Raw genomic sequence first — 13,404 nt, 5'->3', positions numbered from 1 at the left:
ATGACAAACACCACCACAGACCGCCGCCGGAATATCGAGAACATCTATCCCCTTGCCCCCTTGCAAGAGGGCATCCTGTTCCACAGCTTGATCGCCCCCGATAAGGCGGGCGTCTACATGCCACAGATGGCCTATCACCTGACCGGCCCGATTGATGCCGCACGGCTGCGCGACGCTTGGGAACACGTGCTAGCACGCCATTCGGCCCTGCGCAGCGCGATCCATTGGGAAGAGCGGGACGAGCCCTTTCAGGTCGTCTACCGTCAGTTGCCCCTGCCCTGGCAAGAGCTCGACTGGCAGGGCCGCGATCCCGAGGCCGAATTGCAGCGCCAGTTTCAAAAGAACCGCGAGACGCCCTTTGACCTGCGCCGCCCGCCCTTGATGCGATTGCAGCTGGCGCGTGTCACAGCGGACCGGCACATCCTGATCCTGTGTCACCATCACATCATCCTTGATGGCTGGTCACAGGCGCGCATGTTGCAAGATGTAATGGCCTATTACCACGGCGCAACCCATCTGCGCCCCCCACAGCCCTATGTGGAATATATCCGCTGGCTCAAACGTCAGGACCGGGATGCGGCCATCGGGTTCTGGCGTGATTATCTGGCAGAGGTTCCCGGCCCCAGCCTTGCCTTTGGCGGCCCCGGTGAGGCACCTGAATTCTTGCGCAGCGAATGGGCATTCCCCCCTGCCTTGGCACAAGAGGTCAGCCGGTTCTGCGCCGATCAGGGCATCACGCTGAACACCTTGCTACAGGCGGTTCTGGGGTTGATCGTGGCGGAACGGCTGGGGCGCAATGACATCACATTCGGCAGTGCCACCGCCGGCCGCCCCACCAGCCTGCCCGGCGCGGCGGAAATGGTCGGGCTGTTCATCAACGCCCTGCCCGTCCGGCTGAAGATCACACCCCAAGACCGCATCGCGGATTGGCTGCGGGGATTGCAAAGACAACAGGCGGACACCATCCAGCATGAGCATGTGGCCCTGCGCGATGTTCAGGCCGGTCATGGCACCCTGTTTGACTGTCTGTTGGTGGTGGAAAACTATCCGCTGTCTCTGGATACGGACGGCCATGAAATCGCGCTGGACCGGGTCGAGTTTGATGAGTGGACGCATTTCCCGCTGACCTTGCTGGTCGCGCCGGAACAGGCGGGGATGAAGCTGATCCTGCGCTATGATCGGACCGTCCTTTCCGATGAAGATCTGGCCACATTCACGGACCGTTTCAAAGCCCTGATCGGCCGGATCATGGCCGCGCCGGATGGTCCGGTTGATGCCCTGATCGGTGGCCTCCAAACCGCGCAACCCGCCGCGAAGCCCGCACCTGCGACAACTCGTGCGCCTGCGACCGAGACCGAAAAACGTCTTGCCGCGATCTGGGCCGATCTGCTCAAACGGCCCGCCCCTGCGGCGACCGATAATTTCTTTGCGCTGGGGGGGCATTCCTTGATGGCCGCCCGCATGATCAGCCAGCTTCGGCGGGAGCTGGAGCTGGAGCTGACGGTGCGCGCCATGTTGGAGCGCCCGGTTCTGGCAGAGTTTGCCGCTTATCTTGATGCCCTGCAAATTGACCACACCGTTGAAGCCACCCCCGATGACGACACCGTCGCAATGGAGTTCTGATGTCTGATCTTTCCCAACTGGTCTGCCTTCCACCTGCCGGCGCGGGGCCAAGCCTGTTCCGGCCTTGGCAACAGAATGATCCCAATGTGATCGCCCCTGCGATACCGGGGCGCGAGGCGCTGTTTCGCGAAGCGGCCCCGACTGATCTTGCGACGCTGGCCGATAATATTGCCGATCGCGTGGCCCCGACACTGGGCAAAGAATACGGAATTTTCGGCTATTCGCTGGGCGGCACCCTTGCCTATTTGCTGGCCGAGCGGCTGGTCGCGCGCGGTCTGCCAGCCCCCAATGCTGCCTTTACGCTTGGCGCATTGGCCCCGCATCGCCTTGCCCAAGGCACCGAGGATATTCTGGCGCTGGACGGTCAGGCATTTTGGGCCCAGATTGCACGTATCGGGGGCACCCCGCCGGAAATTCTGAATGATGCCGGCCTGCGCGCTCTGTTTGAGCCGGGCCTCAGGGCAGATTCCGGCTGTGCGGCACCTACCGCCCGCCCCAAGGCGGCTTTCGCCTACCCTGTCCCATTGAGGTATTCGTTGCAGATCATGACCATCTGGTCGACGCAAAGAGCGCCGCTGATTGGTCCGAATATACCAGCCGACATGCCTGTCTGCACCCTATCGCCGGCGGGCATATGTTGAACGCACTGCAATTCAAAACGCTCCTTTGCACCATCCGCACCCACTGGCCAGCAGAGGTCACAACATGAACCAGATCGCCCTTCCCCATGCCCTTCGCCGGTTTCGCCCCGCTCGATGGCTGATTGCACTTGTCGTGTTGTTCCTGCTGATGTTCGGCTTTGTCCGTCACTCTGCCGGTATGGGGATCGCTGGTTTGCTCCGCGATCTAAGCGGCCTCAACCCGTTTTACGCCGCAGATGCGCCTTGGGTCACGGGGATCATGTTCCTGCATATGGTTACAGGGGCCATTTTGACGTTGCAGGCCCCGCTGCAATTGATTGGCCCGATCCGGCGAATGTCACGCGGGTTTCATCGCTGGAACGGGCGGGCCATGATTGTTTTCGGGCTTATCACCGGATTTGGTGGCATCGTCTATGCCTGTTTGCGCGGCACAACGGGGGGACTGTTCATGGACATCTCCTCAACCGCTTATGGCATCCTGATTTTCATTGCGGCCGTTCAAACATATCGGTTGGGACGGGCAAAAAAGTGGAAACAGCATGAGCGTTGGGGCTGGCGGTTGTCCGTGCTTGTCATCAGCTCATGGCTTTACCGGATGCATTATGTGATCTGGGACAGGTTGACGGGGGGATGGGGAACAACCCCCGATATGACCGGACCCTTTGACCAATTTCAGGCGTGGGGGTTCTTTTTGGGATATCTCCTGTTGCTTGAGGTATATTTTATTATTGAGGCATCCAGAAAAAAACGAGGCCCTGCGCGGGGGTGACCCTTAACCTGCAGGCCGGTCGCTCCAGATGCAAAAAGCCGCCCCAAGAGGCGGCTTTTCCAAGTTCGATAATTACGAATTAGACCTTATACGCGTAGCGATCAGGCGTTGGCTTTGTTCCGGCGACGGCGCACAAAGCCCATTGCACCCAGACCCGCAAGCAACAGCGGCATACCTGCAGGCAGCGGAACAGGCGCAACAACAACACCGGTGTCATAGGCATAAGAAACCGTGCCGATCACGTCACCCCCAGCAAAGCTCAGGTAGCCAGCGCCACCGGGCTGCAACGCGGCCCAACCGTCCAACAATGCCTGACCGTCGGCAAAAGCATACTCGGTGTAGCCAAAGTTCAGGTAAGATGCCAAAGTCTCTGTCAGGCTAAGACCCCAAACGCCTTCTGCTTCGGTCGCAACCAGGTCAAAGAAGTGGAACTCATCGCTCTCATCGATCACGCCATCAAAGTTGATGTCACGCTCTGCGATGCTGTCGATCACGCCGTCAACCGTCATATTGGCGGTGTTGATTTCCAGGCTACCCAAAGTGTGTGTGCAGCAAAGGCGAAGCTCGCTGTCGTTCAACAGGGCGACTTGCTCATCCGTCAAAGTATAAGAGGCGCTTGGGTCCTTGTAGTCGGTGAAAACGTTTGGATCATCGGTTGCGACGTAGTTGATGTTTTTCATCTCGTCGGTGATGCTTGGGTCCGTTTCACGGAAAGAGAAGGCTTTGACCGAGGCAAAGGATTCAACCTCTTCACCATCAGCATCAACAGGCGAGATATAAGCGGTCGCGCGGCTCAGGGAAAGCAAAGCACCGCCATCGATGAACTGGCTGCGGTCAATGCTGCCATCGTCGTTTACGCGTGTGGCGTTGATGTTCACGGTGCGCTCGGGATTTCCGGCTTCGTTAGAGTCCCAGTTTGTTGTCAGCGCAGCAGCGCCAAAATCAGCGGTGAATTCGATTGTCGCCGAACCGCCAGTGATGACGTCGATCGTGGCAGCAGCGGCTGTGTTTGTAAGGGCGGCACCTGCAATAATTGTTGCAGAAAGAAGTTTAGACATTTCCATTTCAAGTCTCCAGTTTAGGGATACAGAATGGGTGCCGATTAGGTGCCTATTTATGTCAGGTATAATGAATCATTAATGAGGTCAACAAACCGTTCACCTTTAAATCAAATAGTTGTGAAATATCGGAATCGCAAAATCAGGATTTTGACGGCGCCCTTTGCCCAGATCGGCCAAGACCCCGTATTGACAGGTTGGAAATGGGGTATGGACAAGCCCAAGGTGTCGGTTTTGGGTCCGCCATGTGATTTTGTCCCCATGGGTTTTCGCCCAAAGGCCGACACGTGCCAGATCATCCCGAAGGTCACATTAGGCTGGTCGTTACTGCGACCAACCGGAATCACACTTGCGCGGCCGCCCGCCCTGCCCAAAGGCCGGTCGCAAGGCAGGCCGTCAGCAAATAGCCACCCGTCGGTGCCTCCCAGTCGAGCATCTCTCCGCAGGCAAAGATCCGGGGCAGGGCGCGCAGTTGCAACTCGTCGGTCAAGGCCTCTTGCGCAATGCCACCCGCCGAAGAAATCGCCTCATCCAGCGGGCGGGGGCCGGTCAAGGGCACGGGCAGCGCCTTGAGCAATGTCGCCAGATCATCTGGCAAAGGTCGCCCCCATTCCTGCACCAAAGCAATCGCAACTGGGGGAAGCCCCAGCTTGCGCAGCCGTGCCGATATGCTGTCGCCACGCCGTCCTTTGGCCAGACGGCTGCGGATAACCTCGGCTGGCAGATCGGGCATCAGGTCCAGATGCAAGGTGGCCCCTTGGCGCAGGTCACGGCTGATCGCATAGATGCCGCCGCCCTCTAACCCTTTGGACGAAATTATAAACTCCCCACGTTCGCGCCGTCCGTTCGACAGGCAAAGCGCGGCCGCCTTGACCGGCTGGCCGAAATGGCGCGCCATATGCGGGGACCACCCTATGCCAAAGCCCATATTGGCCGGTTGGAAGGGGCTGATCGCCACGCCGCGCCCCGCCAGCATCGGCACCCAAGCCGCATCTGACCCCAGTCGCGCCCAGCTAGCCCCGCCAAGGGCCAGAACGGTGACCGCAGGTTTCACAACCACATGGCCATCGGGGGTGTCAAAGGTGAAATCATCGCCCGCAAATCCAGTCCAGCGCCATCGGGTGCGCAGCTCGACCCCCGCCACGGCAAGGCGCCCCAGCCATGCCCGCAACAGTGGAGAGGCCTTCATGGCCACTGGAAACACCCGCCCCGAAGACCCGGTAAACAGGTCCTGCCCCAAGCTGTGACACCACTCCTGAACCTGTGCAGGGCCAAATTCATGTAGCATGGGGGCCAGCCAAGGGGCGTCAAATGCAGCCCCGAAATTCGGGCCTGAATGGGTGATGTTAAGGCCGGACTTCCCGGCCATCAGAAACTTGCGGGCGGGGCTTGGTTTGGCCTCTACCACTACGACTTTGCGCCCGGCATCGGCCAATGCTTCGGCGGCCATCAGACCTGCGGGACCGGCGCCAATGACCAAGGCATCTATGGCAACGCTATTGGTCATGTTGTCTTTTGCTGCTTTTGGTTAAGGGTATCCGTGGGATCGTCCTCATCCTCGTCTGGGGTATCCGCAGGGAGTTCGGCCACGGATTGTGCCCTGGCCAATGCGGCCACCAGATCGGCGCGGGTAATAATCCCGACCATGCGTCCGGCGTCGAGAACGGGAACGGCCTGCTGGTCCCCTTCGGCCAACAGATCGACCAACACGCCCAAGGGGGTGTCTTTGGTTGCGGTGCCAACTGTGGTGACCATGACCTCTGCGGCGACGGGTTCGACCACATCGCGGCTGGCCCGCAAAAGCCGTGAGAGCATATTGTCGTCGCCTGCGCTATCGGGCTTGTGCAGGGTGCGAACCAGATCGGCCTCACTGACAAGGCCCTGAAACGCGCCATCGAATCCGATCACCGGAAGGGTTCGTACCTTATGCAGCCGAAAAAGTGCGGCGATCTGGCTGACAGGCATTTGGGGATCGGCCGTTACCAGCTTGCGCGTCATGATCTGGGCGCTTCGCACACCGTCAAAGAGATGTTCAGCGGCAAGGCTATGGGCGGCGTCGATCAGCCGCGCGAGGTCTGCCGGGCCAATGTTCACATCCAGCCGCAGCCGTTGCAGGATCGACGAAAGATCCGCGCTTTTGATCATTGGGCGCAGGCCCGCCCCCTCAACCGTACGAGGTCCGTGGTCAACAGGCTGGCGAAACGGATAAACCCGCCCCGTCATGCGGTTATAGACGACCGCAACCGCCAATAGCAAAACCGTATCAAGTAAAACCGGGCTGAAAACATATGAGAATCCAGCCTCTCGCACCGCATCCGCCGTAAGAACCGCGCCAAGGGCCACCCCGGCCGCGGGTGGATGGGTGGCGCGCAGCAACATCATCGCGATCATCGCACAGGTGACAGACAGGCCAAGCGCCATCCATGGCTCGGCCACCAGCATCACCATGACCACGCCGATAAATGCCGAAACCGTATTGCCAACAACAGCGGCCCAAGGCTGTGCCAAGGGGCTGGACGGCACGGCAAAGGCCAGCATCGCCGTGGCCCCCAAGGGCGCGATCAACAACAGGGTCGGATCTGGCCCCGCAGCATTCGCAGGGGTCATCGTTAGCCGGACAAGAAATGTGCAACAGGTCAGGCCGACACCCGCGCCGATACAGGCGCGCAACATCTCGCGGGTGGGCGGGCGCCCAACGGCAGGGCCAAGAGCACGCATGATACGGCCCCAGCGCGTCATTTCGGGGCCATCGCAAGCCGGATCAACGCACGTTCCATCACGGCCATAGCGGGGGCACGGCTGGCGGAACGCAGGGTCAGATCGGTTTCCAGCAATTCGCCCAAGGCCCATTCCAGCACCGGTACCCGCCAGCCCTGTAATTGCCGCAGCATCCGGTCGCGCCGCGGCCCGAAAACCCGTGCCCGCATCAATCCGTTGGCCGCACCGCCGCCATCGGTTGCGGCGGCATGCAGCGCCTTGAAGTGGCGCATCGCCCCGATACAGAGGGTCACAGGGGCCACGCCTTGCCCCTCCAGCCGACGCATAAAGGCGCCGACCTGTCTCTGGTTGCGTTCGGCCACGGCGTGGATCACGTCATCCACTTCGGTATCGATTGTTGCGGGCGCACAGGCGGCCACGGCATCGGACCCAAGTGGCGCATCGACACCCCAATGATAGAGCGCGATCTTTTCCAGCGTTTGCCGGAAATCACCGGGATCGAGCGCACGGGCCAGAACGCCCAGATCGGTCATCGCTTCGGTTGAAATCGCACGCAAACCGGCGCGTTTTAATTCGGCCTCGATCTCTTCGCGGCTGGGGGGATCATCATAAAGCCCGATCGAGACCGCTGACCCCGAATCGTCAAACAGCTTTTTCAGCGGGGATTTCCCCGTAAGGTTGCCCGCCGTGACCACGATCACCGCATCACCGGGCCGCCATTCGCGCAAAGCATCCGCCAACAGCGGGGCAAGCCCGTCGGTCGCATCCTCGACAAAGGCGACGCGCGCGCCGGGGAAAAACCCCTGCGAGCGGATTGCATCCGACAAGGCCGCCCCGTCACGGCGCAAATCAGCGGCGGGCAGGCGGGTCAGGCGCATCTCTGCCTCACCCTCGGGGCCAACAAGCGCCAGAATCGCCTCTTGCCGCTTAAGCGCCACCCGCATCGCATCGGCGCCAAAGATCAGCAACCCGGCCTTTTTGGCATCGGGCGCGGCAAGATACTTTGCTGCCTGTTGCCCCTTGAGGTTCATTGCGCGCCGGACCAATTTGCCGAGGTTGCGAGGATCTGGCTGACGATCTGATCCGCCAGAATGCGCATCAAACGAAGGGAGGCGTCTTCCTCGGCCGCCAAGCCGGCCACGGTCGATCCGGTTGCCGAATAGGCGGTAAAGCTTCTGGCTTGTCCGCCCGTAACCTGCGCCCCGCTGGCCAGATCGGTCAGCTGCCAATCCACGCGGCCTACCAGATGATAGCGGGTGGTGGCGTTATCGGTCGAAATGCCCACCCCGTCACTGTCCAGCTTGATCTTATAAGATAGCGCAAAACGTGGCACGTCAGAGGGGCCAAGCCGCTCTTCGAGGCGTTCGACCAGATCAAAGGCGGGTTTGTCGCGCGGCTCATCCGCCAGAATCGCGTTTTGCAGGTTGGCGGCCGGCCCCCCCGGCGCATAGGCCGGGGTAAAGCCGCAGGCCGCAAGGGCCAGAACGCAAAACAAAAGTGCTTTAGATAACCACATTGACGATCCGCCCCGGCACCACGATCAGTTTCTTTACAGGCTGACCTGCAAGGAACCTTACCACAGCATCATCCGCCAGAACCTTTTTTTCAATCTCGGATGCAGGCATATCGGCAGGCACGGTGATTTCTCCGCGCCGTTTGCCGTTGATCTGGATCGGCAGAGTGACGGTGTCTTGCACCAACATTGCCGGGTCGGGCTGTGGCCAAGGGGCCTTTGCGACCAAGCCGGTGCCGCCTTGTTGCGCCCAAACTTCCTCGGCCAAATGCGGCACCATGGGCGACATCAGCTGCGCAAGGGTGCGCATCGCCTCTTGCATCGCAGGCTTGCCCGCGCCTGATTTCGACAGCGTGTTGGTGAACGCATAAAGCTTGGCAATCGCCTTGTTGAAGGCAAAGCCCTCAATCGCTTGGGTTACATCCTGTGCGATGCGGTGCATGGCGCGCAGCAGATCGTCATCGCCCTTGCCCGCCGCATCGGACATTTGCGCGATCCGTTCGCTCAACACCCACACACGGTTGAGGTATTTCGCCGTCGCCTCGGCGCCCGAGGCTGTCCATTCCACATCGCGTTCGGGCGGGCTGTCGGACATTACGAACCAGCGCGCGGTATCGGCCCCGTAAGTCGCGATGATATTCATCGGATCGACCACGTTCTTTTTCGACTTCGACATCTTGATGATCGGGCCGACCTCAACCGGAGTGCCGTCTTTCAGATGTGCGCCCTTGTCGGTTTTTTCTACGTCTTCGGGCAATTGCCAGACCGGGCGGCCATCCGCCCCTTTTGTGGCATAGGTTTCATGTGTCACCATACCTTGGGTGAACAGCGCGTTGAACGGTTCAATCGCCTTGGCAGGCAGATGTCCGGTCTTATGCATCGCCCGTGCAAAGAAGCGCGAATAGAGCAGGTGCAAAATCGCATGTTCCACCCCGCCGATATATTGGTCGACGTTCATCCAGTAATCGGCCTCGGCCGGGTCGGTTGGCGTTGCGGCGTGCGGCGAGGTAAAGCGCGCATAATACCAAGAGCTGTCCACGAAGGTATCCATCGTGTCGGTTTCCCGCCGTGCCGCCGCCCCGCATTTCGGGCAGCAGCAATCGCGCCATGTCGGGTGCCGGTCAAGCGGGTTGCCGGGGATGTCGAAGGTCACATCATAGGGCAACTCAACCGGCAGGTTTTCCTTGGCCTCAGGCACCACGCCGCATTTCTCACAATGGATCACGGGGATCGGACACCCCCAATAGCGCTGACGAGAGACGCCCCAATCGCGCAGACGGTAATTGGTAACGCCGCGCCCCACGCCTTTGGATTCGCAAAAATCAATGGCCGCATCGACCGCATCGGCGCCGGTCTGCACCTCTTTGCCCGCAAAGCCGCGGATATAGCGGACGGGTTCGGACTTCATCGGCACGAAGGCCTCGGTCAACGCCTCTTCCTCGGTGCCCTCGGGAACAAAGACGGGGGGAATCGGCAGGCCGTATTTGGTCGCAAACTCAAAATCACGCGGGTCATGCGCGGGGCAGCCAAAGATCGCGCCGGTGCCATAGTCCATCAACACAAAGTTCGCGATATAGACCGGCAACTCCACCGCGGTATCAAAGGGGTGACGTACCCGCACGCCGGTATCAAGCCCGCGCTTTTCTGCCTTTTCCAAGGCTTCCTCTGAGGTGCCGATCTTGCGACATTCCTTGACGAATGTAGCAACCTCGGGGGAATGGCGTTCCAGATGTTTGGCCAGGGGGTGATCGGCAGAGATCGCCGCAAAAGACGCGCCCAGCAATGTATCGGGCCGCGTTGTGTAAACATCCAGACGATCAAAACCGTCAGGCGCATCCACGGTGGAAAAGGCAAATTGCAACCCGCGCGATTGCCCGATCCAGTTTGCCTGCATCAGGCGCACCTTGTCTGGCCAGTTTTCCAGCCCGTCCAACGCCTCAAGCAATTCGGCGGAATAATCCGAGATTTTGAAAAACCACTGCGTCAGTTCACGCCGTTCCACCACAGCCCCCGAACGCCAGCCTTTGCCGTCGATCACCTGCTCATTGGCAAGCACGGTCATATCCACAGGGTCCCAGTTCACCACGGCATTCTTGCGGTAAACCAAGCCCTTTTCCATCATGTCTATGAACATCGCCTGCTGCTGGCCGTAGTATTCGACATCACAGGTCGCGAATTCCCGGCTCCAGTCGATCGACAGGCCAAGAGGCTGCATCTGCCCGCGCATGTCCGCGATATTGCCGTAGGTCCAGTCCTTGGGGTGGCCGCCCCGCTCCATCGCGGCGTTTTCGGCCGGCATCCCAAAGGCATCCCAGCCCATCGGATGCAGCACGCTGAACCCGCACGACCCTTTATACCGCGCGACAACATCGCCCATGGTATAGTTGCGCACATGGCCCATGTGGATGCGCCCCGATGGATAGGGGAACATCTCCAGCACATAATACTTGGGTCGGCTGGTGTCGTGCTTTGCGGTGAACACGCCCGCATCAGCCCAGGCCTTTTGCCAACGGGATTCAATAACAGCGGGATCATAGGGCATGACGGCGGGCCTCTTAGCAGGGGATCAAATATCCCGTGCAGTTAACCCACAAGGCCCTGTAACGTCCAGCCGTAATGCCCAATTCGCGCGAGGTTAAAGCTTGCTATCCTGAATCCGCAGCTGCCGCGCACGGGTCAGGATCGCATCCTCAACGGCGCGCTGGGTATCACGGCTGACCGAAGCCCCGCCGCGCGTTTGCAGCGACAGCTTCAACGACCGCGCATCAAGTGCCGGATCCTGTACATAGACCGTGGCGCGATAGGCACGCCCGCCCCCCGGTGGCACACCGTATCCGGTCACGATCACGCCGGTAAACGGATCAACCGTCTGAACCGGCAAGAAGTTCAGAATATCCAGCGAGGCGTTCCAGATGTATTTGTTCACCTCAACCGTGGTGTTCGGATCATCGGCATTGCGGAACAGGTCCCAGACGGTTCCACCCCGCTCCTTGCCCACCTTTAGCAGGTCGTCCTGCTCTGCGCGCATGTTGTATTCGGCATCGTTGTTGCGCTGTGCGGCTTCACGAACCGCTTCGGGATCACTGGGGCCACCCATGAACCCACCGCCACAAGAGGCGGTTGCTACGACCGTCACAGCCATCACTGTGGCGCGAAGAAGAAAAAGGCTCATACGGATCTCCCGGCTCTGCTTGCCGTTTGTCTAGCTTAGCGCCCCCTTTGGAACAAGGGGTTTCAACGCATCTATTATAGGGCGCGCACGAAAGAGGCGCAAACCCCCCGCAATCCCCGGCCCCGCAACCCACAGGCCCATAGGCCCAAAACCATAGAATCGTAGGCAGCAGGGCATGGTCGCGCCCCTTGGCCCGAATCCGTCCAATCGGGCGATCAAGGGCAGTTACCCCCCGCAATCCCGCCCGAATCCGGCCGCCAGATGCATCAACTGTGGCATTGGCGCACCACAAGACACGTGTTTCCCGCCGCGCCGCTGGTCAGCGTTGCAAAAAGGGCGGGAAACAGTGATGAAGCATGCATACCCAGTTTGGATTTCCCCGAGTTGGGCAGCACCTTTAAAACACACGAGGGAAGACGATGAAAAAATTTCTTATCGCGACAACCGCACTCATCGCAACTGCTGGCCTGGCCCAGGCAGACATTGCAATGTCCGGGATTGCAAAAGCTGGTTTGCAGTACAACAGCGAAGGCGACGAAAACACGAAAGTGCACAACGAAGTACAGTTGATCGTTGACGGCACTGGCGAAACCGATGGTGGCCTGCAGTTCGGCTTCAACACCAACATCCTCATCGAAAACAACGGCACCGTCGACAACGACGACACCACTGTGTTCTTGTCCGGCGCATTCGGCAAACTGTCCTTCGGTTCCGTTGCTGAAGCTGACGAAGTTGCTGGCCTGTCCGACATCGGCTGGGATGGTCTGGACGTTGATGACGTTGCAGAAGCCCTGGTTGGCGACGAGCTGGAAGACCTCTATGGCCGCGACCTGAGCCATAACGTAAACTACACATACGCAACTGGCGCCCTGACATTCTCCCTGTCCGGCCAGTTGGCTTCCGGCAGCCACGCAGCTGACGACGTTGACAGCTATGCAGCTGGCATCAAGTACAACTTCAGCGACGCATATGTTGGTCTCGGCTATGCTGACCACAACATCGGCGCAGAAAATGCAGAAGTTATCTCCGTATTTGCTGGCGCTACATTCTCCGGCGTTAAAGTTGCTGCTCTCTACTCGGACGCAGAGCACTCCATCGGTGGTACTGACTATGATGCAAAAGCATACGGTCTGAACGCTTCTTACACCATGGACGCACTGACATTGTCCTTGGGTCTTGGCAAAGCTGACTTTGACGGCGCTTCGGGCCTGAACGACCAGACTTCGGTTGGTATCGGCGCTGCTTACGACCTCGGTGGCGGTGCTTCCGTACACGGTGGTCTCGCACAGGTTAAATCCCTTGGCGACGAAAACCAGGGTACCAAAGTTGGTGCTGACGACAAAGAAACACGCGCTGACTTCGGCGTAACCTTCACATTCTAATCTAACCGATTAGTTTATGGGGAAAGAGCGGGCCTTGTGCCCGCTCTTTTCTTTTCTGCGACAGGCTTTGTCAGCCGCTACTCGAACCAAGGCACCGGCTTGCCAATTCGCCCCCCTTGCGGCATCGTAAAACGCAGATACCGGATAAAAGGCGCAAGCCATGAACTTCACCACCCTTGCAGCAATCCTTGCCCTGCTCGCCACCCCCGCCATGGCAGAGATGAAACTGTCGGGTGAGGCCAAGATGGGCCTTGTCTTTGACGGTCAGGACTTGGCGGCCCTAAGCGGCGCGCAAATGACCGCCCATGCTTACGGGACCACCGATGGCGGGCTGGAATACGGCGTGATCATGGATATCGATGTCAGCAACTTTAACCTTGACGATGATCCCCGCGCGCAGATCTATATTTCCTCGGGTGGGCACGATCTGCGTGCAGGCAGCGGCGTCAAAAGCGCTGTGACATCCTTGCAGGGACCCACGATCTCGGATGCGCCATGTTGCAAGCTGGGCTATTGATTGGCTAATAT

The 13,404-nt window shown here is 59.6% G+C and carries 12 protein-coding genes; 5 read left to right on the top strand and 7 right to left on the bottom strand.

Annotated elements, in window-relative coordinates; genetic code table 11:
* The 3 genes from AKU94_RS09195 to AKU94_RS09185 all read left to right on the top strand — a co-directional run bounded on the left by AKU94_RS09195 (position 1) and on the right by AKU94_RS09185 (position 3,033).
* Positions 1–1,623: a condensation domain-containing protein gene (locus tag AKU94_RS09195; RefSeq protein ID WP_198144879.1), complete on the top strand. Its 1,623-nt coding sequence runs from the start codon at positions 1–3 to the stop codon at positions 1,621–1,623.
* Positions 1,623–2,264, top strand: coding sequence for a thioesterase II family protein (locus tag AKU94_RS09190; RefSeq protein ID WP_050526979.1), 642 nt, complete (start codon positions 1,623–1,625; stop codon positions 2,262–2,264). Before AKU94_RS09195 ends, AKU94_RS09190 begins: the two co-directional genes overlap by 1 nt.
* A 64-nt stretch (positions 2,265–2,328) precedes the next feature.
* Entirely contained in the window at positions 2,329–3,033 is a 705-nt protein-coding gene (locus tag AKU94_RS09185) for a DUF2306 domain-containing protein (protein ID WP_050526978.1), read from the top strand.
* A gap of 101 nt (positions 3,034–3,134) precedes the next feature.
* Here AKU94_RS09185 and AKU94_RS20385 read toward each other — a convergent pair whose 3' ends face one another.
* From AKU94_RS20385 to AKU94_RS09150, 7 genes are all read right to left on the bottom strand, one after another.
* Positions 3,135–4,091 (bottom strand): VPLPA-CTERM sorting domain-containing protein, encoded by a 957-nt coding sequence (locus AKU94_RS20385; protein WP_050526977.1) that lies wholly within the window; start codon positions 4,089–4,091, stop codon positions 3,135–3,137.
* Positions 4,092–4,434: 343 nt separating this feature from the next.
* Positions 4,435–5,580, bottom strand: coding sequence for a TIGR03862 family flavoprotein (locus AKU94_RS09175; protein ID WP_083445025.1), 1,146 nt, complete (start codon positions 5,578–5,580; stop codon positions 4,435–4,437).
* A gap of 14 nt (positions 5,581–5,594) precedes the next feature.
* Positions 5,595–6,830: an HPP family protein gene (locus AKU94_RS09170; protein WP_050526975.1), complete on the bottom strand. Its 1,236-nt coding sequence runs from the start codon at positions 6,828–6,830 to the stop codon at positions 5,595–5,597.
* The gene (locus AKU94_RS09165; RefSeq protein ID WP_050526974.1) at positions 6,827–7,840 is read right to left on the bottom strand and encodes a DNA polymerase III subunit delta; all 1,014 of its coding nucleotides are present in this window, start codon (positions 7,838–7,840) and stop codon (positions 6,827–6,829) included. The genes AKU94_RS09170 and AKU94_RS09165 overlap by 4 nt, the downstream gene beginning before the upstream one ends.
* Entirely contained in the window at positions 7,837–8,325 is a 489-nt protein-coding gene (lptE, locus tag AKU94_RS09160) for an LPS assembly lipoprotein LptE (RefSeq protein ID WP_050526973.1), read from the bottom strand. Before lptE ends, AKU94_RS09165 begins: the two co-directional genes overlap by 4 nt.
* Entirely contained in the window at positions 8,312–10,864 is a 2,553-nt protein-coding gene (gene leuS, locus AKU94_RS09155) for a leucine--tRNA ligase (protein WP_050526972.1), read from the bottom strand. Before leuS ends, lptE begins: the two co-directional genes overlap by 14 nt.
* Before the next feature lie 93 nt (positions 10,865–10,957).
* Positions 10,958–11,494, bottom strand: a complete 537-nt coding sequence (locus tag AKU94_RS09150; protein ID WP_050526971.1) for a DUF3576 domain-containing protein — start codon at positions 11,492–11,494, stop codon at positions 10,958–10,960.
* A gap of 419 nt (positions 11,495–11,913) precedes the next feature.
* Between AKU94_RS09150 and AKU94_RS09145 the strand changes: the two genes are divergently transcribed.
* The gene (locus tag AKU94_RS09145; protein WP_050526970.1) at positions 11,914–12,876 is read left to right on the top strand and encodes a porin; all 963 of its coding nucleotides are present in this window, start codon (positions 11,914–11,916) and stop codon (positions 12,874–12,876) included.
* A gap of 160 nt (positions 12,877–13,036) precedes the next feature.
* Complete coding sequence (locus AKU94_RS09140; protein ID WP_050526969.1) at positions 13,037–13,393, top strand: porin; 357 nt, start codon at positions 13,037–13,039, stop codon at positions 13,391–13,393.
* The last annotated feature ends 11 nt before the right edge of the window (positions 13,394–13,404 follow it).

It is taken from the genome of Pseudorhodobacter aquimaris, assembly GCF_001202025.1.
Classification (GTDB): domain Bacteria; phylum Pseudomonadota; class Alphaproteobacteria; order Rhodobacterales; family Rhodobacteraceae; genus Pseudorhodobacter; species Pseudorhodobacter aquimaris.
Note: the sequence above shows the minus strand (reverse complement) of the source record. Positions and strands in the feature narration are given on the sequence as shown.